The organism is Clostridioides sp. LIBA-7678 (genome assembly GCF_056716065.1).
The window spans coordinates 3,407,091-3,433,487 of the sequence record NZ_CP196987.1; the positions used below are offsets into that span (position 1 = coordinate 3,407,091).

Annotated in this window: 21 protein-coding genes and 1 pseudogene; 2 read left to right on the forward strand and 20 right to left on the reverse strand. The window is 30.9% G+C overall.

Annotated features, from left to right (window positions below; translation table 11 throughout):
- Positions 1-39: 39 nt before the first annotated feature.
- The 15 genes from ACTG46_RS15855 to ACTG46_RS15925 all read right to left on the reverse strand — a co-directional run bounded on the left by ACTG46_RS15855 (position 40) and on the right by ACTG46_RS15925 (position 19,795).
- Positions 40-1,047: a dihydrofolate reductase family protein gene (locus tag ACTG46_RS15855; RefSeq protein WP_479923175.1), complete on the reverse strand. Its 1,008-nt coding sequence runs from the start codon at positions 1,045-1,047 to the stop codon at positions 40-42.
- A 26-nt stretch (positions 1,048-1,073) separates the two neighbouring features.
- A complete protein-coding gene (locus ACTG46_RS15860) occupies positions 1,074-2,471 on the reverse strand; it encodes an amidohydrolase family protein (RefSeq protein WP_074179774.1) in 1,398 nt (465 codons plus the stop codon).
- A gap of 123 nt (positions 2,472-2,594) precedes the next feature.
- Positions 2,595-3,860 carry a dihydrolipoamide acetyltransferase family protein gene (locus ACTG46_RS15865; RefSeq protein ID WP_074179775.1) on the reverse strand — a complete coding sequence of 422 codons (1,266 nt, stop codon included), beginning with the start codon at positions 3,858-3,860 and terminating at the stop codon, positions 2,595-2,597.
- Between the two features lie 17 nt (positions 3,861-3,877).
- Entirely contained in the window at positions 3,878-4,855 is a 978-nt protein-coding gene (locus ACTG46_RS15870) for an alpha-ketoacid dehydrogenase subunit beta (protein ID WP_054271445.1), read from the reverse strand.
- Positions 4,855-5,835, reverse strand: a complete 981-nt coding sequence (locus ACTG46_RS15875; RefSeq protein ID WP_479923176.1) for a thiamine pyrophosphate-dependent dehydrogenase E1 component subunit alpha — start codon at positions 5,833-5,835, stop codon at positions 4,855-4,857. Before ACTG46_RS15875 ends, ACTG46_RS15870 begins: the two co-directional genes overlap by 1 nt.
- Before the next feature lie 35 nt (positions 5,836-5,870).
- The gene (mch, locus tag ACTG46_RS15880; protein ID WP_219672864.1) at positions 5,871-6,830 is read right to left on the reverse strand and encodes a methenyltetrahydromethanopterin cyclohydrolase; all 960 of its coding nucleotides are present in this window, start codon (positions 6,828-6,830) and stop codon (positions 5,871-5,873) included.
- Between the two features lie 25 nt (positions 6,831-6,855).
- Entirely contained in the window at positions 6,856-7,590 is a 735-nt protein-coding gene (locus ACTG46_RS15885; protein WP_479923177.1) for an SDR family NAD(P)-dependent oxidoreductase, read from the reverse strand.
- Between the two features lie 110 nt (positions 7,591-7,700).
- Complete coding sequence (locus ACTG46_RS15890; RefSeq protein WP_479923178.1) at positions 7,701-9,953, reverse strand: xanthine dehydrogenase family protein molybdopterin-binding subunit; 2,253 nt, start codon at positions 9,951-9,953, stop codon at positions 7,701-7,703.
- A complete protein-coding gene (locus ACTG46_RS15895; RefSeq protein WP_479923179.1) occupies positions 9,946-10,425 on the reverse strand; it encodes a (2Fe-2S)-binding protein in 480 nt (159 codons plus the stop codon). The genes ACTG46_RS15890 and ACTG46_RS15895 overlap by 8 nt, the downstream gene beginning before the upstream one ends.
- A gap of 373 nt (positions 10,426-10,798) precedes the next feature.
- Positions 10,799-12,124, reverse strand: a complete 1,326-nt coding sequence (locus ACTG46_RS15900; protein WP_054271451.1) for a uracil-xanthine permease family protein — start codon at positions 12,122-12,124, stop codon at positions 10,799-10,801.
- 1,017 nt (positions 12,125-13,141) lie between these two features.
- Positions 13,142-14,743, reverse strand: coding sequence for an N-acyl-D-amino-acid deacylase family protein (locus ACTG46_RS15905; RefSeq protein WP_479923180.1), 1,602 nt, complete (start codon positions 14,741-14,743; stop codon positions 13,142-13,144).
- A 105-nt stretch (positions 14,744-14,848) separates the two neighbouring features.
- Positions 14,849-15,526, reverse strand: coding sequence for a hypothetical protein (locus ACTG46_RS15910; RefSeq protein WP_479923181.1), 678 nt, complete (start codon positions 15,524-15,526; stop codon positions 14,849-14,851).
- A 13-nt stretch (positions 15,527-15,539) separates the two neighbouring features.
- Positions 15,540-16,235 (reverse strand): DUF5058 family protein, encoded by a 696-nt coding sequence (locus ACTG46_RS15915; protein ID WP_054271454.1) that lies wholly within the window; start codon positions 16,233-16,235, stop codon positions 15,540-15,542.
- 55 nt (positions 16,236-16,290) lie between these two features.
- Positions 16,291-17,490: a dipeptidase gene (locus ACTG46_RS15920; protein WP_054271455.1), complete on the reverse strand. Its 1,200-nt coding sequence runs from the start codon at positions 17,488-17,490 to the stop codon at positions 16,291-16,293.
- A gap of 259 nt (positions 17,491-17,749) precedes the next feature.
- On the reverse strand, positions 17,750-19,795 hold the full coding sequence (locus ACTG46_RS15925; protein WP_479923182.1) for a sigma-54 interaction domain-containing protein: 2,046 nt from the start codon (positions 19,793-19,795) through the stop codon (positions 17,750-17,752).
- Positions 19,796-20,041: 246 nt separating this feature from the next.
- Between ACTG46_RS15925 and ACTG46_RS15930 the strand changes: the two genes are divergently transcribed.
- Both ACTG46_RS15930 and ACTG46_RS15935 read left to right on the forward strand, forming a co-directional pair.
- Complete coding sequence (locus ACTG46_RS15930; protein ID WP_479923183.1) at positions 20,042-20,515, forward strand: MarR family transcriptional regulator; 474 nt, start codon at positions 20,042-20,044, stop codon at positions 20,513-20,515.
- A gap of 148 nt (positions 20,516-20,663) precedes the next feature.
- Positions 20,664-21,899, forward strand: coding sequence for an MFS transporter (locus tag ACTG46_RS15935; protein ID WP_479923184.1), 1,236 nt, complete (start codon positions 20,664-20,666; stop codon positions 21,897-21,899).
- Between the two features lie 244 nt (positions 21,900-22,143).
- On the opposite strand, the gene ACTG46_RS15940 is transcribed toward ACTG46_RS15935, so the two are convergent.
- The 5 genes and pseudogenes from ACTG46_RS15940 to ACTG46_RS15960 all read right to left on the reverse strand — a co-directional run bounded on the left by ACTG46_RS15940 (position 22,144) and on the right by ACTG46_RS15960 (position 26,393).
- On the reverse strand, positions 22,144-22,953 hold the full coding sequence (locus ACTG46_RS15940) for an alpha/beta fold hydrolase (protein ID WP_054271459.1): 810 nt from the start codon (positions 22,951-22,953) through the stop codon (positions 22,144-22,146).
- 189 nt (positions 22,954-23,142) lie between these two features.
- A pseudogene (locus ACTG46_RS15945) lies at positions 23,143-23,613 on the reverse strand (metallopeptidase TldD-related protein); the annotation flags it as partial.
- Between the two features lie 132 nt (positions 23,614-23,745).
- Entirely contained in the window at positions 23,746-24,855 is a 1,110-nt protein-coding gene (tnpB, locus tag ACTG46_RS15950) for an IS200/IS605 family element RNA-guided endonuclease TnpB (RefSeq protein WP_479923185.1), read from the reverse strand.
- Between the two features lies 1 nt (position 24,856).
- Complete coding sequence (locus ACTG46_RS15955) at positions 24,857-24,934, reverse strand: transposase (protein WP_141668768.1); 78 nt, start codon at positions 24,932-24,934, stop codon at positions 24,857-24,859.
- 583 nt (positions 24,935-25,517) lie between these two features.
- Positions 25,518-26,393: a TldD/PmbA family protein gene (locus ACTG46_RS15960; protein WP_227832054.1), complete on the reverse strand. Its 876-nt coding sequence runs from the start codon at positions 26,391-26,393 to the stop codon at positions 25,518-25,520.
- Positions 26,394-26,397 lie beyond the last annotated feature (4 nt).

Here is a 26,397-nt window from a genome sequence, read left to right on the forward strand (position 1 = left end):
AATCATAAATATTAATTCACTATGTCCAAAATTTTGTTATCAATATTTATATCCTGTTAAATCTATTTGATTTTTAATATCATAATGAAGTTTTTGACGTGTAAAAATAAAATTATTTCTATGAATTCCTATTGTCAATAATTCTGAATGTGGATGCTCTAAATGGCTATAAGCTATTGTACAACCTGGAGTCATTCTTCCACCTACAAATACCATCGAATAATTTATGAAATATTCATCCAATAACTTATTTTCTATCAAATGTGTGCAATATGAAGGAGATTCTACACACACTTTTTCTATACCTAAATTTTTAAGTACATAAAGCAACACCTCAGAATCTGGCGTACTATCTTTTCCAGTTATAATCACAGGAAAAACATCAAAATCTTTATATAATTCTTCAAATGTACAATCATCAACATCCTCAATTGAACTAAAACTTCCTATACACACATGTTTTAGAGGAGAGTTTTCTTTTATATACTCCCAGCCGTTTGGAGATGTAGCTATAACCATTTTATATTCTTGGCTTTTATCAACATTAAATGTATAGTGATTAAATGGAATATCTGTAGCATCAAAAGAAACTACTACCCCACATGGTTGATATTTTTTATTTAAACAATCTTTTCTTTGTTGTGTCAGACTTTCGTCAAATACATGACATGTTATTCCTGGTTCATTTTGTAAAGTTCTAGCTCCAATAATCACAGCATCTGAACATGCTCTTAATACATTTAAAACCCAAAAATCTGCTAGAGCACCATCTGGGTCTATAAAATTATTTTTCCCAATCAAGGGGCCTGCCTTATTATCTTCATATGCCATCTTTCCATCAGAAGATAAAACCATAGAAGAAAATGTATATGGTCTTTTTTCACTTACCTGAGGAAAAAATAATTCCGTATAATACTCTATAACATCTGGTATACATACATCTTCTTTAGAATTTGATTTTATTGTACTTAATATCTTTTCATTTCTATTTAATACATCTATTTTTAAATTACCTCTTGGTATACTGAAAAATTCAAGATTATTCATACTCTTACCATCCTCTCTTAATTGTTTTACAATCCATAAATTCTTTTTCCCCACTGTACATTACCTAGACCAATATCAGCTATTAATTTACTTGCTATTTGTTGAGTTTTATATAGTACCTTTTCTTCATCTATAGTAGTTATCTGATTATTCTCCATAACCACTTTTCCATCTATAATAGAAGTTTCTATATTATTTGGAGTAGAGGAATATATTAGTGAACTAATCGGGTCATGAATTGGTATAGAAATTGAACTTTTATATGGGTTATAAATTACAATATCGGCATTTTTTCCTACCTCTATTGAACCTAGTGAATCTAATTTATTTATAGATTTTGCTCCCCCTAAGGTTGCCATTTCAAGTACACTTGATGAAGGTAAGAGTTTTGCATCTCTATGAGTAACCTTTTGTAATAATGTAGTCATCTTCATTACTTCTAGAATATTTTGAGTATCATTACTAGCCGAACCATCGCATGCCAGACTTATAGTTAATCCCTCTTCTATAAACCTTGGAATTGGTGCAACTCCTGCTGCTAGAACCATATTAGATACAGGATTGTGAGATATTTTGACATCATATTTTTTAAATAACTCTATGTCTTCATCTGACATATGTATACAATGAACTGCAATAAAATCAGGGCCTAAAATCCCCATTTTTTCAAGATATGGTACAGTTTTCATACCTCTATCGTCTAAACAATATTTATCATCATCTTCAGTTTCAAGTAAATGCATTGTTATTGGTATATTAAGCTCATCAGCTATCTTTCTTATCTCTTTATAGCCATCTTCAGTGTTGTCCCATATAATTCCAGGTGCCAATGCCATACCAATTCTTGAATGGTTTTTATATTTTTTATTTAATCTTCTGACATCATCAAAGAATTTTTGCTCTGTATCATGATAAGTGCAACCAAATTCCTCAGGAAATTTACTTGTATCTGTAAATCCTCTTCCCAGTATTCCTCTTATTCCTAAGTCTTCAAATGCTCGTATTATGCTATCATCAAGACCTTCTTTTCCATGACAATACATATAATCAAGTATAGTAGTTGTACCTGTCTTAATTGCTTCTATACACCCTGTTAATGCTGCATAATAGCAACATTCATCATCTATCTTATGGATAGCTCTTCTAACTGAACTATCAAGCCAGTCTAGTAATAATTTATCTCTTCCTAATCCCTTTAATAAAGTCTGAAATAGATGAGAATGAGTACTTATGAATCCAGGAAAAACTACTTTACCTTTAGCATCTATAGTTTTTTCTGAAATATATTTTTCTAACAAATTAGCTTTTCCTATATCAATTATCTTGCTCTTTTCAATTATTATACAAGCATCTTTTAATATTTCCCTCTCCGTATTCATTGAAATTAGATAAGCGTTTTTAATTATCAAATCTACTTTTCTCATGCAGTAACCTCCATATAATTTTCTGCCATACTTTAATTTTGACAGATAGTTTGGAGAGAAAAAATCTTTCGAGAAACGCATAACAAACTATCTGTCGATTACTGTGGTGCTTATAATATTATTTTACATCCATCTAAAATCTAAGAGATTTTGAGTAACTTCTTGAAGAAAGCGTGCTCCAGGAGCTCCATCTACCACTCGATGGTCATGGGTCAAGCTCATATTCATTACAGAACCAGCATAAAATGCACCCTCTTTAACAAGAACTTTTTCTATTATACTTCCAATCCCTAAAATTGCACTTTCTGGTGTATTTAATACTGGAGTAAAGTATGTTATTCCAAACATACCTAAATTGGTTATAGTAATAGTTCCATTACTCATCTCATCTTGATTTAATTGATTATTTTTAGCCTTTTCACTTAAATCACTTAGTTCTATACATATTGTTCTTAAGTCTTTCAAGTTTGCATTCTTTATTACAGGTACTACTAATCCATTTGGAATGTCTACAGCCACACCTACATTAATCTCATCATTTATTTTAAAATGATTTTCATCAAACACTTGTGTTCTAAGTTTAGGATGATTTTCAAGAGCTTGAGCTACAGCTTTTATTATAAGAGCTGTATAACTCAGTTTAATACCTGCATTTTTATATTTTTCTTTTAAACTTTTATATACTTTAGTTAGATTTGTAATTTCTAGTTCAGTAGCAATCGTAGTTTGAGCTGTTGTCAACAAACTTTCGTGCATTTTTTTTGCTATTATATTTTGCATTTGAGTCATTTTAGTTACCACATCATTTTCCCTTATAGTTGTCTTAGCGCTCTTAATTTGAGGAATAGATGTAGCATCTTGCCGTACTCCTTTTTCAACTACTTCACTTTGATTAGTTTCAATTACCTTTTCTTCTAGATTTTTATTCATGAAGTTTTTCAAATCATCAATTGTTATTGCTCCATGTATTCCTGTACCTTCTATGTTTGAATAGTCAATGCCTTTTTCTTCAGCTATTTTTTTAGCTCTTGGAGTTATTCTCTTTTCTATCTCCAAATTTTTTACCTCTATTATCTGCTCTAAGCTTGGAGTATCTTCTTCTTTCTCTATATTTGTTTTAACTGTTGGATTAAGTCCACTAATATCTTCATTTGCATCTGCAATTATACAGATTATTTCTCCACAATTTACAACTTCTCCCTCTTCAAACAGTATCTTTCTTAGTACTCCATCTTCTGTTGCTTCAACTGTATTAGTTATCTTATCAGTTTCAATTTCTAAAAGTTCATCGCCTTTATTTACAATGGTACCTTCTTCAATCAACCATGTACCAATTGTCCCATCTTCCATAGAAAGACCAAACTTTGGCATTTTAACCTCTGTAATCATGACTTATCCCCCCTTGATTAATATTGCATAACTTCTCTACAGGCTTTAATTAGGTTTTCTAGTTTTGGCAAAACAAAATCCTCTAAAACTGGTGCATATGCCACTGGAGCATCAATTGATGTAACTCTTTTTATTGGTGCACTTAGATACTCAAATACATCTTCATTTATCATTGCAGATATTTCAGCTGCCCATCCTCCTACTCTTGGTCCTTCTTGAGCAATAACTAATCTGCTAGTTTTTGCTACTGATTCTACTATAGTTTTTTTGTCATAAGGAAAAACAGTTCTAAGGTCGATTATCTCTACACTAATTCCTTCTTTTTGAAGTTCATTTGCTGCTTTATGTGCTAGACCTAACATCATTTGTGTAGCCACTATTGTAACATCACTGCCAACTCTCTCAATCTCAGCTTCATATAAAGGTATCTCATATGGTTCAACTGGTACTTCACCCTTAACGTTATATAGCATTTTATGTTCCAAAAACAATACTGGATTATCGTTCTTTATAGCTGATAATAACATTCCCTTAGCTTCATAAGGTGTTGTTGGTGAAACCACTACAAGTCCAGGAGTATTCATAAACCATGATTCTGCACAAACTGAGTGATGATATGCACAACGTATACCAGCTCCCTGCACTGCACGAACAGTAATTGGACAATGAGCTTTCCCTTGAAACATAAAGTTAAGTTTTGCTGCATTATTTACAAGTTGGTCAAAACAAACACCTAAAAAATCTGCAAACATTATCTCAGGTACAGGTCTTAATCCACAAAGAGCTGCTCCGTTTGATAATCCTAATATAGCTGACTCTGATAAAGCTGTATCCTTGATTCTATTTGGCCATTTAGCCATTATTCCTTTAGTAATTCCAAAATCTCCACCCATCTTAGCAACATCTTCACCTAATATAAAAACTCTATCATCATTTTCCATGGCTTGATGAAGTGCTTCATTTATTGCCATTCCATACGAAAGTTTTCTTCCCATTATCTTATTTCCACCTCTCTATCAACATATGTGTGTGTAACTGCATCTTTAATATCTGGTGATGGACTCTCCAATGAGAATCTTAGCATTTCTTGAACATCAGCCTCTATTTCTTCTTCAATATCTTTAAGTACATCTTCTGACATACCTTCTCTCTCAATAAGTACTTTTCTAGTTAGTTTTATTGGGTCTCTGTCTTTCCAATACTTAACTTCCTCTTCAGGTCTATATGCTGCTGGGTCTCCTGCAAAATGACCTTGCCAACGATAAGTAAGAAACTCTATTAATGTTGGACCTTCACCTTTTCTTGCTCTATCTGCTGCTTTTTCTACTATCTCAATTACTGCTTCTACATCATTCCCATCCACTCTATAACTTGGAATCTCGTATCCTTCCCCCCATATTTTTAGTTCTTTTTGAGGATGAGAATCTGTATAGTGTGTAGATATAGCATACTGATTATTAAGCAAACAGTATATTATTGGTAGTTTCCATGTAGCTGACATATTAAGACTTTCATGACAAGTACCTTCTCCTAAAGTACCATCTCCTAAAAATACTGCTGTTACATCGTCAGTTTCTTTATATACAGATGCAAAAGCTGTGCCTAAGCAAGTTACCATAGTAGAACCTTGTATTCCATTGAATCCCATATTTCTACATTCAATATCATTTATATGCATTGAACCACCTCTGCCACCATTTATACCTGTAGCTTTAGCAAATATTTCAGCCATTACAAGTTTTGGGTCGGTTCCACAAAGTGCTATAGTCCCATGTCCTCTATGGTCTGGAAATTTATAATCTGTTTTTCTAAGTGCATCTACTATACCTGCTTGACAAGCCTCCTGACCTATACTTAAATGAACAAATCCTGGTATGGTACCATTTGCAGCATACTCTTCTATTACTTCTTCAAATCTTCGAATCATAACCATATCACGGTATAATTTTTCTAATCTTGTTTTATCTAACACCATTTTGTCTCCCCCTAAATTAATAGAATTTAAATCATTTATTTTAAGAAACTTCTTTCAAGAGCTGAATAATTTATCTCTCCTGATGAAAATGATTTTCCAGTATTTATATTGTGTATCTGTATTTTGCCAATCGAATGTACATCATGGTCTACATAGAAAAAATCTCTTCCTGCTTTTTCAAATACATCCTCAAATAATTCTCCATAATTTGGAGATGATGTTTTCCCCGCCAATTGATGTATAGTTTTTGCAATATCAGTGTCAGTTGAATCTACCCAAAACTCAGTTTCACTACCATAAATTAATGCATCATTGATTCTTCCCATAGTCTTAATTTCGTCTTTTACTATTGGTGCTATTGGTGCTTTTCCTCTTGCAAGTACAATTTGACCTGCATCAAAGTTTTTTTCAAACATTTTATGGCATACTTGCTCAATGATTCTTGCTGATACTTGCATTGATGCTACAATACACGTACTAGGTGAAATCAATATATATGTGTCTTCTGGTTTTACTTTACAAGCATTTGCAACTTCTAAAATAGTTTTTTCATCAGGATATTTTATATCTTGAATGCACAAGACTGCCTCATGATAATCATCTTTATATGGAGTCATTTCAAAATACCAATCTGATTTAACTCTTGCTAAAGCCCTTGCTGGACCTGACCCTATAGTCGCAAACTCTCCTTCACCGAGTTTCCATCCAGCAATCTGTGAACCCATACATGCAATTAAAGGCTTATCTATGAATACTTCAACAGATGAAAAAGAGTATTCTTCATTTAGTTTAAAATCTCCCAATGTTACTATCCCCAAATCACCTATAGAAACTCTAGTAAATAAAACACCTGCTTTCCAACTTCCACTACAATTTAAACCCATATCAATTATGGTTGCTCCACAATCTGTCTTGATGACTTCACACCCTAATGATTCTGCATCTTCCAATATTTCTCTTACTACTACCATCGCCTTTTTATTTAAACTTATCATTTTCATACCTCTCAATATATTTTATTTATGCTTTTTTTCCACAGACATCAATCGCAGCTCCCATTATTGGACTAGCTTCATCAGATGCTAAAAAAGTTACGACCTTTGATACTTCTTCTACTTGCAACATTTCTTCAAGTGGTATTGTAACTGCATCATCAGAGTCAAATCGTTTTCTTGTATATTCTGTATTTGTCATTCCTAGATATATTGCATTTACATTAATTCCATATTCTTTTACTTCTTCAGATAAAGTTTGAGTAAAACTTACCACACCTCCTTTAGAAGCTGAATATGCACCAAACCCTGGAAAAAAGTGCTTTGCTGCTGTGGAACTAATGTTTATTATTTTTCCATATCTTTTATCTATCATTGCTTTTAGAACAGCTTTCGTACAATAGAAAGTTCCATTCAAATTTGTATTTATTTGAGAATTCCACTCTTCAGCAGTAGTATCAATTACTGGACATGATTTATGAATTGCAACATTATTAATCAAGATATCTACAGTCCCAAACTTTTCTATTAAGTTCTTAAAGCAATTATCTACTTCTTTGGATTTACTTACATCACAAACTGAAACGAATGCTCTACCACCAGATTTGATGATTTTGTCTGCAATATTATCCAACTTACTTTTAGTTCTTCCAATCAAAACTACAATTGCCCCTTCTATACCAAAATCTAAAGCAAAACCTGCCCCTAATCCTTGACCCGCTCCTGTTATCACAACAACCTTATCTCTAAATCTTAAATCCACAACCACCACACCCTTTACATTCACATAATTTATATTTACAGCTAGAAAAAAGTGCCTTACTACAATCTCTAAAACATCTTAAATGGTTTCTTATTTTTTATAAGACAAGATTAAATACTTATATTTTCTAATAAAGTATTTTTCTTTAATGGCAAACTATAAAAGTCACACTTTAGTGCATTAGCCACAGCATTTGACACTGCTGGTGCTGAAGGTACTACTGAACATTCTCCTATACTCTTAGCTCCAAACGGACCACCAGGTTCTCCACATTCTATCATGCCTACTTTTACCTTAGACATTTCACTTGCTTTTATCATATGGTATGAGCGAAATGAATTAGTCTTTATTCTTCCTCTATCATCAAATTCAAGTTCCTCCGTCAAAGCATATCCTATTCCCATCTGAATTGCCCCTTCAATCTGACCTTCTATAGACATTGGATTTAGTGCTTTTCCTACATCATGTACTGCTACATATTCAAGTACCTTTACATCTCCTAATTTTGTATCAACTTCAACTTTAGCAAAATGTGCACCATATGAACTTGCACCAGTGTCTGAAGAAAATGTCTCAACTCCAATAATTTCCCTTAAATTTACTTTTTGTGCATGTATCATGACATCACACAATGTAGCATTTTTATCAGTATTTTTAATAGAATAAACTCTGTCATTTTTTAATTCTATCCATTCTTCATCCTCTTCTAGAAGTTGTGATGCTTCTTTTAAAAGTTGTTTTTTTACTGAGTTAGCAACTTTTAAAGCTGCATTTCCAGATACGAATACTCCTCTACTTGCATAGTCACCTAGATTCCATGGTGATGCTTCTGTATCTGCTTGTATACACTCTATTTTTTCTTGGCTTATTCCAAGTATTTCAGATATAATCTGCACTTGAACACTTACAGATGCATTTCCCATATCATGAGTACCTGTATATAATACAGCTGAACCATCTTCATTCATCTTAAGCATCAAAGCTGTCATGTCTCTATGTGCCCCAAAGCATCCATTTCCATGTGAACCAACTGCCATACCTATGCCGATTAAGAATCTCCCACTTGAACCATTTTGCTGTTTAATCTGTTTTTTCCATTCAAACATTTCCATTCCTTTCTTTATACAGTCTATTGGTCTTGGATTTCCATGAGGACTTTTAAATCTCTGGTCTATTCCATCAGGCTCAACTAAGTTCTTAAGTTGTAAATCTAAAATATCCATGTTGAGTTTCTTTGCAATCTTATTTAGTTGTGATTGTTGAGCAAAGAAAGCTTGTGGAGAACCATATCCTCTCATAGCTCCTGCAATTGGAGTATTCGTATACACTGGTATCCCAGTATATCTCATATTTTCAATCTTATATGATTTAAATACTTTATGACTCATAGCTCCTATTACATTTAGAGCACTTGATGTGTATGCTCCTGTATTTGTAATAACTTTCATATCTTGCGCTATAATTTGCCCATCTTTCATAGCACCTGTTTTTAGATATACAACTGCACCATGTCTAGTTCTTGTTGAAGCCATAGTTTCTCTCCTATTAAGCTCTAGTTTTACTGGTCTGCCTGATAACTTTGCCAGTAAAGCTACTATTGGCTCAATAGTAATTTCCAATTTTCCTCCAAAAGCGCCACCAATAGCTGGGCTTACCAATCTTACTTTATTCATTGGCAATTCAAATATTTTAGATAATATTACTCTAAAAGCAAAAGTATTTTGATTAGGACTATAGACTGTAAGTTTTCCACTATAATCATAGTCTGCAATAGCAACATGAGTTTCTATAGCTCCATGATGTATAGCTGGAAGTTTATATTTATCTTCAAAGATGTAATCAGCTTTTTTCATAGCTTCTTCTACATTTCCACATTCCTGCACATTTTCTGTAAGTTTATTACCATCTTTATGTATTGGATACGCATTTTCTTTTATTGCTTCTTCTGGGTCGAATACTGAAGGCAATTCTTCATACTCGACTTCAATAAGTTTCAGTGCTTTTTCAGCTATTTTTAAATCTTCGGCTGCAACAGCTGCAACTTTATCCCCCACAAAACGAACAATGTCATCAAAAATGTATTCAACTTCAGGCAATTCATGTTCATAAAACCTCATTGCACTGTTAAAAGCTATTCTTGGTGAATTTTTATATGTAGCTATAGCTTTTACTCCTTCTAATTTTTCTGCTTTTGATGTGTCTATTCTCTTAATCTTTGCATGTGCCACAGGGCTAAATAATACCTTAGCATATAGCATATTGGGGATTTTCATGTCTGCAGTGTATTTAAGTTGACCAGTAGCTTTAAGCATAGCATCCCTTATTGGAACTCTTTCACCTATAACATTCAGTTCACTACTCACATGCTACACCTCCCATTCTTTTTGCTGATAAAAGTATAGCCTCGACAATTTTTACATATCCTGTACATCTACAAAGATTATTATCTATGGACTTTCTAATATCCATTTCAGAAGGATTTGGATTTTTATCCAACAAAGCTTTTGCTGACATTATCATACCTGGAGTACAATATCCACATTGTACAGCTCCACAATCAATAAAGGCCTGTTGGATTGAATGTATATTGATTCCATCTGATAAACCTTCAATTGTCATGATTTTTTTACCCACTGCGTTTTTTGCTAAAATCAGACATGAATTCACTGCTTCTCCATCCAAAATTATTTTACAAGCTCCACAATCACCTGTACTACATCCACATTTACTTCCAGTTAGATTTAATTTTTCTCTTAAGACATAAAGTAAAGTCCACTTATTTTCTATGGCTACCTCTCTCACTCTGCCATTTATATCAAGTTCAATAACCTCCATAACCTTCACCTTCCACCTACAGAATTTAATTATGTATATCTCTATGAAATTTTAAATTTAATTACTTTGTCTGTATTATTTAAGCTCTTTTTTACACAAAATCCTCTAATTATTGATAAAAAAAGAGGAGCAAGGCGCTCCTCTTGGATATCCTTTCAGATTATACTTTTATTAAAATGAGTATCATATCTTTTGATTATTCAAGTTTTTAAGGTTTTTGGGTAAAAAAAATAGAAGCAAGGCGCTCCTTCTTGGATATCCTTTCAGATTGTATTTATAAGCTATTGGGTTTCCTTCAAAGTTCAATCCTATTTTTGGTAAAAAAAATAGAAGCAAGGCGCTCCTTCTTGGATATCCTTTAGAATTACGTTCTCTAAGCTTTACAACTTACTTCACTCTCAACTACATCTTCCTTTTCCTTAGGTAATATGATATTTAGTATTAGAGATAATAAAGCTGTTCCAGATATACCAGTCATTAAAGTGACTACTATACTTGGTAAAAATGCTAATGCAGCTTGATTAAAATAACCACCCATACCAATACCTAATGAAACTGCTAAAATTGTTATGTTACGATTTGTCATTTTACCCATACCAATAACTTTAATACCTGATGATGCAATTGTTCCAAACATCATAACTAATGTTCCTCCAATAACTGGATTTGGCGTTAAAGCTAATATTTGTGCAAACTTTGGAAAAAATGCTAAAATCCCTATTATTACTCCTCCAAGTGCTACTATATACCTACTTGCAACACCTGTCATACAGATTATGCCTATGTTTGGGCTACCTGATATAACTGGAAGCCCGTTGAACAAAGCTGCAAAGCAACTTCCAACTCCATCTGCTCTTACTGCTCTCATCAATTCTTTTTGTGTAGGTAATCGATTTTCAACAGAGCTGACAACACCTGTAGTGTCTCCTATTATCTCCATAACTGTCACAATATGAATCGTACATATGGTTACAATAGCCCCTAAGTTAAACTCCAGTCCCCAAAATACAGGTCTTGGCATTGCAAACCAATTTGCTTGTGCCATACTAGAAAAGTCAACCATACCAAATATCACTGCTACTATATACCCTATCACTATTGAAATTATTATGGATGCCACTTTCAGAAAACCTTTTCCAAATTGATTTAAAATTAGTGTCAATAACAGTGTAAATATAGCCAAAGAAAAATTAGCAACTACATCAGGGCTATGAACATCAAATGATACTGCATAGTCAAATGAAGAACTCATAAGTGATAACCCAACTGCTAAAACAACACTTCCTGTAACTGTAGGTGTAAAATATTTATGCAAATATTTTACTGCATATGGTCCTACTAAAGTTAAGACTAAACTTCCTACAAGTACTGCCCCAAAAGCTCCAGCAATACCGACATCATTATTCGTACTTAAGGCAATTAATGGTGCTACAAAGGTGAAACTACCACCAGTAACAATTGGTAACCGTGACCCTATTGGCCCAATCCCCATAGATTGCAGTATGGTGCTCACTCCTGCAATCAACATCGAACATTGAATCAAAAATGCAGTCTCACTTAGTGAGAGACCCATGCCAACAGCTACTAAAATAGCACCAGACATAGTACCCGCAAAAGCAGAAAAAACATGTTGCATACTAAGCGGTATTGCTGTTAGAAGCTTTGGCTTGTCGTTAAATCCATACTTGTAATTTTCCATATCTTACCCCTTATCGCTCCCGCCATTGCCGCCAAATGTATGGAGCTATGTAATAAATTATTAGTAACCTTAAAAGTTAGAGCCTAATAAATATTGCACAGTTAAATTATGAAGTTTTAGTTATACATTTTGAAATTAGAAAAGCTCTAATTTAAGGAGTGGCGGAGGATTACTTACTAAAAAAATAAAACGTTTGCCTTAGCATTATTTTTATTTTCTGTAAATTAGGTAATTAATCCGATTTTTAATTGTATTATACAGTCACAATTTTAGACTGTCAAGATTATTCTGACAATTTATTTTCTTCTTTATTCGAATTTCTTAAAATAAAATTAATACTTATTTTGTAGAATAAAGTTAGTATTAAAATTCTTTAATTCTTAAATTATAGTTATTTTTTTATCATTTACAATCAACTTTATAAGATATATATAAACAATTCCAACTCAATCTAATGCAACTTTACATGTTATATTCCTACAATAAACATAATATATAACACTCACCAAGCCCCCTTCTTAACCAGTTAGAATTATTCTCCATCAAACAACTGTCATACTATAAATAAATACTACATTTTACATATACTAATGACTAATAAATATATCTCTAAAATTCTAACTATATGTTATATTATTTTAATATATACAACATAATTTCAATTATTTCTATGACCTTTAAGTCGTAAAATATATAATTATTCCTTTAATGTAGTTTTTATATAGCCGTTATAATTTTATCATTTTTTATTTATAAAACATTTTTTCCAAAGCGATATAATTATTTATTTATCTAATTTTTCTACATAATTTAACGATTAAAAATATTAATTTTTCATTGTATAATGAAAATATTTTTTGTATCTTTTTTATATTCATCTTCACCATTGTTAAAATAAATTAAATTTTATTACTAAAAGTAAAAACGAAATATGATTTTTATTTAAATAAATTTCACACTTCGTCTTTACTTATTGGATACTTATTTTATTTATAAATTCCTATTATTTTCAAGAATTTATTTTTTTAATACTTCACCACATTGAATATCAGTGACCTTCCCCTCCTCCAATGCGATTTTACCATTTACAATTACATATTCAACACCTTTAGCTAATAATTGTGGTTTTGAGAAATCAACTTCTTCTGACCTAGGATAACTATAGTTTTCTATATCAATAACAACTATATCAGCTATTTTTCCTTCTTCAAGGATACCTCTATCTTTTATTTTAAATTGTCTAGCCGGTAATGAAGTAACTCTTCTTACAATTTCTTCTAGCCTTACACCTGATTTTCTATACATATTGAAGAAAATTGGAAAGGCTCCTCTTCTTTGTAGTTCAAACCATGACATATCTCCACCTACACTAAACAAACAATCTGAGCCAACCATAACAAATGGATTGTCAACTATTTTATTATCATGTAATTTATCTGGGAAATCAGCTCTATACATCCCCCCTAAACAAAAGATAAGCTCTTCATCTCCATATAAAAGTAAATCAAGTAATAATGTATCTTCATCAACACATTTTTGAATGGCTATTTCACGTATTGATTTTTTTTCCATATCAGTATCTTTAGTGTTTAGAAGTATTATACTTCCTCTATCTCCAAGTATAAATGCCTCTTTTAATATAAGTGCCCTTCCTTCTTCATTTTTAAGAGCATCCATTACTCCATCCATACCTAGTTCAAATAAGCTAGATGATATTGCCATAATAAATTGAATCACTCTTTTCTTCTTCATACAATGACCAGAACTTCTTGGTACTGTATCAACCATTATATCAACGCCATTGTATCTAGCTCTTAATATCTCATCAAAGGCTTCTATTTCAACAGGGCTTAAGTGAGATACTTGTACTCTAGCCCCACTTTTTTGACCAACCTCTATAGTTTCTTTTACTGCATTATATCTTCCTATATAATCTCTGATATGGGATGTATATATACCATCATGCTCTTTAATTAACTTTGCAATATCAACCAGTTCATCGATATCAGCATACTTACTTGGAATATATGCCAATCCAGTAGATATTCCAAAAGCCCCACTTTTCATACCATCATTTATTATATTTGTAATTTCTTTTTTTTCTTCTTCTGTAGGTGGCCTATCTTTAGAGCCTCCCATAACACTCCATCTTATAGTTCCATGCCCCAATAAAAATCCCATATTGATAGAAATGCCACTTTTAGATATAAGGTCACAATATTCTGTAAAATTATTCCAATATTTATTTTTATCTATAAGATATTTTTTCTCTTCTTCAAGTAATAAGCCGTTTTTATACATATATTCATATACATTTTCAGAAGAATATGGTGTTATAGAATGCCCACAATTACCATTTATAGTTGTTGTAACTCCTTGTTTTAGGAATTTTTCAAATTTGCCATCTAGTATTGCTACTATCTCTTCATGAACATGAGGGTCAATAAATCCAGGAGTTATAACTTTTCCATGACAATTAATTATTTTGTTTGTTTCTTCATTTATCTCAGAATCTATTTTAACTATTAAATTGTCTTTAATTGCTATATCTTCATAAAAACCAACATCTCCAGTACCATCTACTATAAATCCATTTTTTAAGATTAAATCGTATATCAAGATATTCCCTCCCTAAAACTGTACTTTTAAGTAATTTTTTCTGTAACTTTTTGTACATTAAAACTGAATTATAATATTTAAGAATTTATTATCATTTAAATGTTATTAATCACTAAGTTTATCTTTATACATAGCTCTTGCAATTAATATAGTCCCAAATACACATATAAGAACTACTAAAGACTGTGGTATTATACCTTGCTTTGATAGTGTAATCGTTAATACAGATATTACAATTGCTACTATACCTAATTTTTTATCTTGTAAAAATACTTGTCCAAATACAGACCCAAATAAAGCTGGTAATATTAAATTTAGTTTTTCTACTACTTCAGCTGGAATCTTAGATAATACACTTCCTCCTAGAATTACTCCTATAGTTAATATACTTATATTCACTAAAATAGATACAGCTATACCTATTGTAGATATTATTGAACCTTCTTCTGTTCCTGATTCAACTTCTGCTGCCTTTTGAGCTGCTATTGAACATGGTAGTCTCATATTAGATATATTTCCAGAAAGAAAACTCATATAAGTTCCTGGTATACCTAAAATTGGCGAATAAGAAACTGGCTCTATTATGTAGTTTGGAGCACTCATGCTAACAATTGCCATTGTACTTGCCAATAATGCTGATATTGGAGGCATAATACCAAATCCAAAACTTAAAATTATTCCAGGAACCAAAGCTGCTATAATACCTAAAGATAATGTCAATCTTCCATACCTTATCATAAAAGGTAAGTACTCTTCATTGTATGTAGATTTTACTTTACTCATAAAACTTCCCCCTTTATATTACTGAAGCTATTATCATTCCACTGAACATTGATATTGTAAGCCCCCACTCTCTTAACCATTTTATATTTTTCTTTTTTTCAATCATACATAATATTATCATTATAGCCATCCCACTTATACATGCAATTGTTCCATTATCAAAACGTAATACCCTATCAGCATTTAAATATGCAAATGAACCTAGCATCGCTCCTAAAGATATTATTGGTATAAATGATTTCTTTCCACTAGATATAACATTAGTTATCTTATCCAATTTATGCCCAAACAGTAACGTGAATATTATCCATCCTAAAGAACCAAGTATCATAGTCCAAACTGCATTTGTAAATGCCAATTCTGTCATTTCAGGAGAACCCAAAGTTATACCTAGCGCATCTGTTCCAAACCCTGCTGACATAGATTCAAAAATTACAGAACCTATAAACGATAACCTCATCCATGCTATAGGTCCACCCATTGTAACTATAAGCGATACCATTCCAGCAAATATAGTCATTGAAGGTCCTATAGCTGAAATAGCACTACTTTTAACAGCTGATTTTATTTGTTTATCTGTTATTCCCATTGTTTTACCAACTTTACAAGACTTTATAGCAAATATAAGGGATTGTACCACTACTATTGATACTGCTACTGTACTTGCTATCCACAAGAGTGGATGATTAGCTAATTTTAAATAATCCATTTATAAAACCTCCCTATAAATCCTCAACTTTTATTAATACTTCTACTCTATTTACTTATTTCCATACCTGCTTTAACACTCTAAGTATATTTCCTCCTAGTACCTTTTCTATTTCCTCATCACTGTACCCATTTTTTACTAAATATCTAACAATATTTTTTGAAGTCTCAGTTGGATTCTCAAGCCCTTTTACATATTCTACTTTAGGATGTTCTTTTGTACCTGTTATCTTTTTTATATCAAATTTAGCAGCTAATACTGAGTGTAATTTTACATGGTCACCATATACTGTATCTGGACCAAATGCTACATGGTCTATTCCTACTAAGTTTTTGATATACTCAAAATGCTCCATAAATGAATCTATTGAATGTTCTTTATTTTTCTCAGTTATCGTAGTATGAGGTGCTGCTTCTACACCTATAACTCCTCCTTTTTTAGCACATGCTATTAACACTTCGTCTGGAGTCAATCTTTTCGTATCCCATAAGCCTCTTGCTCCAACATGACTTAATATTATTGGGTCTTTACTATACTCTATAACATCAAGTGTTGTTTGTACTCCAACATGAGAACAATCTATTGCCATACCAATCTTATTCATTCTTTCAATAGCTTTTCTACCAAAATTCGTAAGACCTCCATCTTTCTCTTCTTTTAATCCAGAGCCTAATGCATTGGATTCACTGTATGTGATACCCATTAACCTTATACCAAATCCATATAATATATCTATTCTATCAAGTTCATTCTCTATTGGTGCTGCTCCTTCTAGTGTTGGTATCAATGCCACTTTACCTTCACTTTTAGCTCTATATATGTCTTCCACTTTTTCACACTTTATAACAAAATCTTGGTGTGCTAAATCACATAACCTCATACCTAAATCAATTAGTATATCATCCCATTTCCATCCAGCATTTGATGTTATTGTGCACACACCATCCATTAAATTATCAAATATAGCATCATAATATCCTCTTGACAATGCTTCATAGGCACATCTTTGTTTTCCTTCTCTGTTGTATTCAAATATATCTCTTTCTAAATGTTCTGGGAATAAAACTGGATGTTCATGTAGAGATATAAATACTTTTTCATCTACTATACTTTTAACTTTAGCTTCTTGAACATCATCTAACTCGATAAGATACTCTTCTACTCTCTTATCTCCTTTACACATCTCAATAGATGAGATATCTTTTCCCTTTTCTAAATAACTATAAGCTTCATATCCTTTATAAGCTGACTTCATAACAACATCCTCCAAATTTTACAATTTTTTTATATTTTCACTATATAGCAATTGATATGCCAAAATATAAGTTTTAATTGCACATTAAATTTTTCAAAAAATAAAAACGGTAGTAAAATGACGATTTACTACTGTTTATTCGAAATAATATTTTTTATTTTTAATTCAATATTTTTTAAATTATCTCAATATTTGAAATAATTTTATTTATCTAAGATTATCTTAGGGGATTTTTAGGGGATTTTTCATTTTTAATCCCCTATATTTCCCCCTTAAATTTTACATATGATATAAAGTTCTTTCCCTCATCAGTTATAAAGCTCCCTTGTTTTTTTACTCCAGATGATAGTAATCCATGATTTTTTAACTTATCTATTCTTTTTCTAATTTGGTCTACACTTAATGTTATACTTCTTTCTTTTAAAATTTCTTGTAATTTATTTCTTCCTAAGGATATATTTTTATTATTCCAATTTTCTATACTCATCAATATACAAATACTCTCACTAAAGAAATTTGATTGTTTAAAATCTAGTATAATTGAATCAAAATTTTCATTAACTAGAGTATTGTTATTTTCAAATTTAAATTGTTCTGGCAAATGCTCATAGTCTACCCTATCTTCCTCCACTATGGTGTCTATATAATAAATCAAATTTTTAAGTTCTCTTACATTACCTGGCCACTCATACAGTTTTAATACCTGCATCGACTTTTCTGTAAAACACTTATTACTATTTATTTCATTCAAGAAATACTTACTTATAAGAGGTATATCTTCCTTACGTTCTCTAAGCCTAGGTATTTCTATATGCAATACATTAATCCTATAATACAAATCTTCTCTAAAAGAACCTTCTTTGATTTTTTTCTTTAAATCCTTATTTGTTGCAGCTATAATTCTAACATCCACAGGTATAATTTTACTTCCTCCCATTCTCATGACTTCTTTTTCTTGTAAGACTCTTAACAATCTTTGTTGTACATCTAGAGAGATGTCACCTATCTCATCCAAAAAAATTGTTCCTGTATGTGCTCTTTCAAATATCCCTATTTTCCCACCTTTTATAGCTCCTGTAAAACTTCCCTCTTCATAACCAAAAAGTTCGCTTTCAATAAGTGTATCTGATAAAGAAGATAGATTTACTGCAACAAAGGGCTTATCTTTTCTTAGAGATTCATTGTGTATTGCTTGAGCAAATATTTCCTTTCCTGTTCCATTTTCACCAAGTATCAACACAGAAAAATCTGTAGATGCTATTTTTCTTGCAATATTAATCTTTTCTTTTATTATTTTACTTTCGCCTACAACATTATCAAATGTGTACTTTGATACAAAGCCTTTTGTCTGAAATTTATTTTGAATCTTATCCTCAAGTATCTGAATTGCACTTATATCTTTAATACTTATAATACTTTTTATACGTTCATTATTTTCATACACATTTACTTTATTAATTATGAGTTTTTTGTTATTTAGACTCACTACTTCATCACTAACTTCATCCTCTTGAAAAAATATTTTTTTAATAATTTTATCACTAAATAAATCCATAAAATTATTAGATATAATCTCATTTTGGTCTATCCCAACTAGATTAGAAAATACTTTATTGCAATATATAAACTTTCCTAGATTATCAATAGAAGCAATACCTTCATCAATAATCTCCAAAAAACTCTTCATAGTTTTATTCATAGTTGTATAATACCTATATCCACTTACTGTATCTTCATTATATTTTTCTTTAATAATATGTAACTTATCTATAGATATGTTCAGCTTTGTAAAGATTTCTATGACTGTATTTATATCGATTATTTTATCCCCTATATCAATTATTTGCTTCACATTTTGTGGTACATTATTTCTACTTCCTGTAATAATCCCAATTTCACATTTAGACTTATTGCATCCTGGATAATATGGTATTAGATTAATATGAATTAGGCCTAGTTTTCTAATTATCTTGGTTGTTTCATCTGCTGACTCTTTATAATCATCTATGACCATAACTTCAGAATCATTTTCTATACTTATTATCTGGTTTATATTTTCAATGTTTATTGTACGATGTATTATTACAATAGGTATATTTTTATCGATATTATTGTGTATATGTTCTTTTATCTCATTATCTGAACATACTATAAGCTCATACTTTAATACTTCAATATCAATTCTATCTATATAGACCAAGTTATCTATATTACAAAATTCTCCAAATATATTTTCTAACTGTTTTGATGTATCTATATTTATTTTGTCATCTGTTGATATAAATAAAATATTATGTTTTTTCATACCATCACCTCCTGTTTAGTGAATATAGAAACTAATAATTTGGTCTATTGTAGCACTTTTTGAAAAAGTTTTAAATCTTAAAAATCATATTTTATATCATTTGGTATTATTTTCTACAAAAAGCCTGTGTATGCTGTCTTTTTTATATATCATTTAATTTCTAGTATGATTATTTTGACGTTGTTGAAATAATAACAAAAATTTAATATAATATTGTTAATGCATCAACGAATTGGAGGACGGTTCATGAATAAAGAAGAACAAGTCATAACAGGCTTTAGGAACTTATTTAACAAACTGGCTTGGCTTAATAAGTCTAAGATGGAAGAAGCTCTTAAGGATTATAAACCTTCTGAGGTACATTGTATAGAATACATTGCAAAAAATACAGATTCCAACGTAACAAAACTTGCAGAATCTTTTTATATGACTAGAGGAGCTATGAGTAAAGTAACTAAAAAACTCATGAAAAAAGGCTATATTGAAAGTTATCAAAAACAGGATAATAAAAAAGAAATCTATTTTAGGCTTACTAAGCAAGGAAAAGCAATTAATAGGGTTCATGAGGAACTTCATAGAGAATTTCAAGAAAGAGATAAAACTGTATTTGAAGATGTAACAGAAGAACAACTTAACAGTATGATTAACCTTGTAGAAAAATATAATAAGCATTTGGACTCAGAGATTAAAAAACTTGATATAGATATTAAATCAGAATAAATTCAAATGAATAAAATTACAGGCAACCAGACTCTAATGAGAACAGGTTGCTTTTTTATTTCCACTTTTTGTTGACAAAGAAACAAAACGTTGGTACGATAAATATGTTTCTAAGGAATCAAAATCAACTTTTGAAAGGAGAATTTAAATGTTCAAATTTAAATCAAACAATAAACAAAACACAGAACAAACTCTAAATAAAAAGGCTTTAACATTTGGTCTTATGTCTGTGTTTCTTTTTGGAATAGGCTTCAGTATTATAAATCCTGTTGTCCCATTCTTAGTACAGCCTTATATAACTAATCCTCAAAATCAAGCTATAGTCGTTACTCTACTTACATCCATTTATGCATTCTGTGTATTTTTTGCTGCTCCTGGGCTTGGAGCTTTGAGTGACAGATATGGTCGACGCCCTTTACTCTTAATATGCTTCTTAGGCTCTGCAATTGGATACTTAGTCTTTGGTATAGGAGGAGCTCTATGGATATTATTTGTTGGACGTATAATAGAAGGTCTAACAGGAGGTAGTATAAGTACTATTTTCGCATATTTTGCAGATATCACTCCTATAGAACAACGAACAAAATACTTTGGATGGGTTAGTGCAGTTGCAGGTGCAGGTGCTGCTATAGGGCCCACTATTGGTGGATTACTTGCAAGATTTGGTTATTCTGTACCTATGTATTTTGGTGCTACAATTACTTTATTAAATTTTATCTATGGATTCTTTTATATGCCTGAGAGCCTTGACAAAACTAATAGACTTAAGAAGATTACATTGGTGAGATTGAACCCATTCACGCAACTCACGAATGTACTTTCAATAAAGACATTAAAAAGGTTGCTTATATCAGGATTTTTACTTTGGATACCCAATGGCTCTTTGCAGGCTATCTTCTCTCAATTTACATTAGATACTTTTAGTTGGGGACCTACACTAATTGGACTTATGTTTTCAATTATGGGTATACAAGATATAATCTCACAAGGCTTTATAATGCCAAAACTTTTGTTAAAGCTTAGTGATGTACAAATAGTAATTCTAGGAATGGTTTCAGAGATTACAGGTTACTGTTTTATAGCCACATCAGCTTTATTCTCATTCTATCCTCTTTTTATTATTGGAATGTTTATATTTGGCTTTGGTGATTCAATCTTTGGACCTTCATTTAACGGCATGGTATCCAAATCTGTAGATTCTAGTGAACAAGGAAGAATTCAAGGAGGTAGCCAGTCAATTCAATCTTTAGCAAGAATAATTGGACCTATTATTGGAGGTCAAATCTATGTATTATTTGGTCATGCTTCTCCTGCTTTTATGGGTATAATACTTATATCAGCAGCTATATCAGTCCTATACAAGGGTATACAAATAAATGAGTGAACACATACTTTATTCAGATAAGTATCTATTTTTATTTTCGATTATATATTTATTAATATTATTTATAAAGAAATTTTTTCTAAATAATATACATAACACTTAACTTTAGGAACATATAATAATAGGGTCTCAGAACTAGTGATAGTTCTAAAACCCCATTTGTCTATAGTATATGAAGTGACATAAGACTTCATCTATACCACTTTATATAATATTACTTTATTTTAAATATTCTAAAATATTTCTATCCCTCTAAAAACTGTAAAAATTCCTGATTAAATAGTTTGAGTTCATCATAGAATATAGCATGGCCACTATACTCAAAAGTATATAAAGTTGAATTCTCTATTTTTTCATTCATAAAAACTGCAAACTCATATGGGCATACCTGGTCTAGTTTTCCATGAAAGATACCTGTTGGCACTCTTACACATTTTAAATCGTTAAATAATTCTTCATCTCTTAAAGATACTGCTGTTGCAATTGTACCAATGCCTGATGCTCTAAAACCAATATCGTCAAACCACCTTCTAAAGCTTTCAGGTGGATTTGATGCAAATACTTTTTCTCCAAAATGGCTTACCATTGCTGGTCTATCAGTACATGCCTGAGCTATCAGTTTATTAACATCTTCACGTGTCATGCCATATGGAAACTCTGGAGGTCTTTGTACAAATGATGGTGCAGCAGCAGCAAACAATGCCAACTTTGATACTCCATATCCATGAAACAGGCTCATATATCTAAGTACAATTGCTCCTCCCATTGAAAAACCAACAAGAGTAAAATCTTTTAATCCAATAGCATGTACTACCTTATAAATATCATCTGCTAATTGGCTATAAGTATATCCTCCTGATGTTGCACTAGATTTACCAAAACCCCTTAAATCAATTGAAACTGTTCTATATCCGAGTTTTGGCAGTATGTTAGTTTGATATTCAAATATCTTATGTCCTAATGGCCAACCATGTATAAAAAGTACTGTTTTTTTAGCACTCGGATTTAAATCATAAACTGCTATATTTATATCATTTACATATACATAATACATATCAATAGCAACTCCCTTCAAGAAAATGTATGATAGTAATTTTATATATATGAATAAAATGATGAATAACTAAACTTTTGAGTTTATCTACAATATTTTTCTATTGCTTTTTTAAATAGACCTACATGAACCTTTTCATCTAAAATTATTCTATTTAATATGGCTTTTTACTTATACAATTATTTTTAATTATTCATCCTTACCTGCTACTGATAATTCTTTAATAACAACTGAAGGTGAACCTATACTACTCATTGGAAATTCCAAATCATCCCCTATAACTTCAATATCTTTCAACAAGTCAAAATAGTTTCCTGCTACTGTAATTTGCTCTACTGGAAATACTTTTTTACCTTCTTTAATATAAAAACCTTTAGCTGCTAAAGAAAAATCTCCTGTTACTGAATTTGCACCTGAATGAAGACCTGCGAAACTAGTAACCATCAAACCTTCACCTATATAATTCATAATTTCATCTAGAGATTTATCCCCTTTCTCTATATAGAAATTAGTTGGATGTATACCTATAGGTGATGAATATGAAGATTTTATTCCATTTCCTGTAGTCTTTACACTTGCCTTATTAGCCGTCTTTAAATTATGAAGTAAAGTTATAAGCTTTCCATTTGAAATGACTTCTTTTTTAAATGTAGCTACGCCCTCATCCTGAACCTCCCATGACTAAAGTCACAGGGTTCCTGCTTCATAGAATTTAGCATACTAAAATATGTCTTACCAATTCTCCACAGGCTATCCCCGTAGTTCCTACGGTTCTTACATAAGTTATCTATTTTAAACTCTTATTAGTCTTAATCCTTCTTTTAGTATATTTATACTTGCATTTATATCTCTATCATGAGTTACATTACAACAAGGACAAATCCATTCTCTTATATTTAAATTCTTCATTTCCTCGTTTTTGTACCCACATTTATTGCATATTTGTGAACTTGCAAAGAATTTACCTACCTTTACAATTTGTCTACCATACCAATTAGCCTTATATTCTAATTGACGAACAAACTCTGACCATGACACATCAGAAATTAAGCGAGATAGTTTACGATTTCTAGTCATATTCTTTACTTGTAAATCTTCTATGCAAATAATATCATTCTCTCGTATTAATTTAGTAGATAGTTTTTGTAGAAAATCCTTCCTTTGATTAGCTATATGTTCTTGAAGTCTTGCAACTTTTAATCTTGCTTTATTTCTATTTAAACTACCAATTGTTTTTCTCGATAGTTTTCTTTGTAATTTAGCAAGTCTATTTAATGACTTCTTAAGATACTTAGGATTTTCTATAAAGTCTCCACAACTTGAGATACAAAATTCTTTAATTCCTAAATCTAAACCTATCTGATTATTAGTATTTTCAAATGCTTCAATATCTATATCAGTACAACATAATGATACATAATATTTACCACTTGGTTCTTTGGATATAGTAGCATTAAGTATTCTTCCTTGAGGTATTTGTTTATCCCTTACTTTAACCATACCAAGCTTAGGTAATTTTATATATTGACTACAGTACATAATATTTCCATTTGTAAAGTTAGTTCTATATGAAAATCTATTAGTTTTTTTTGATTTAAATTTAGGAAATCCTGTATTTTCCTTAAAGAATTTTTTATATGCGTTTTCTAAATCTTTTAAGGTGTTTTGTAGTGAAAATTTATCAGGTTCTTTAAGCCACTCTAATTCTTTTTTTAAGTTGGTCAAATCAGAACTACATTGTTTATAAGTAAAAGTTTCTTTATTGTTTTCATAAATTTTTATTTTTTTAGAAAGATATTTATTATATACAAATCTACAACATCCAAAAGTTTTATTAATTAACTCTTGCTGTTTTTTATTTGGATACATCCTAAACTTATAAGATTTTTCCACTACTATCACCTCACTTTACTTGTTTTTTATGATTATGTAATACTGGATGTCTATATTTTACACACCATACTATATGGTATTTATACATATCTGAGCTACTTCAATTTTTACTCACCCATCCTAATATTAACAAGGTAAATTTTTTTAAACAAGTATTTTAAAGGTTTTTATATTTATTTTTAAATAACATATGTAAGAACCGTAAGTCCTAACTTTTATCATTTTTGAGGTTGTCGTTCACATAAGTTCGCTACTACCTATGCAGTTCTCTTATGAACTTCTTACACTTTCATGTAAGCACAGACTATATCTTATCCTTCGGCGTTATCCGTTAAGGTCTACCCACTTCCACTACCAATAGCTTGTAGTGTACTTCCCTCAAGAGGAATAGTCGTTGAAGTTTCTCCTATTCGGAGCTTACCTGCTGATTGCCCATTTTAAAGTACTTAGGGTTTAACCTTATACCATCTAACCAATTTTTTCTACTTTCGTAACTTTCACACTTAGGTTTATTTCATCCTTATGTTTTAGTTTGGTTAGCTTTAGGGGTTTCCAGCAATTCAAGTAGTATTGGATAGGTTCCATCCTATCTCTACATATAAGTTTCCCTATATGCTGACTACTTTAGCTACTAACTCACGACTAAAGTCACGAGTGTGCGTAGCTATTTTTTAATCAAAAGGAGTAGATGCCATACCATTTTCTAAAAGTGGGTCATCAACTATTGTAACTATAGGAGATGCTATCATATCTCCTTCTCTATCTTTCAATAAAGATAATCCTTTTTGAGCTGAATCTGCATTAAATATTCCAGAAAATGTGCTAAGCAAAGACACCATAGCTTCATTAAACAATATAGTTTTATATTTACCTGATGGTATACTCTTACCCCCTACCTTAGATAAAGCATCTTCAACACCAAGTTTTGCTATCTCATAAGGCTTTATTTCTTCAATAGAAGTTGCTATATTATACCCTACTCCATCATATTTTTGTTCATTGTCTTGTATAATGGGAACTACAAATCCTATAAGCATATTAGTCTTATTACTTAAATCAAGACCTTTAGTATTATATATACCATTACTTGATACAGAATAAGATAGAGTACATCTAGATAAATTTATTACCTTGTTTGAATAAGCTTTAGTTTCTCTTTCCATTTGTAAGGCTAAATCAATCAACTTATCTGCTTCTAAATTTTCTAGCTCTTTAGAATAAGTTTTTACCTCATTATATTGTTTATCACCTTCATATATAAATTGTACATCTTCATTTTCAATAGTATTTACTCCATCTTTTACATTTTTTATCAACATATCAACAGCTTTATCGTCTAAAATTTCTGTATAAGAGTAACCTATCTTTCCATTTATTTTTCCTCTAAAAGACAAACCAAAAGACTTATCAAGATTGTATTTCTCAACTTCACCTTCATATATATTTATACTTAGATTTTCTCCTGTATAATAGTATACCTCACACTCTTCAAATCCTTCGCTTAGAGCTTTTTTAAATAATATATCTTTAAAACTTTTAAGTTCCATACTT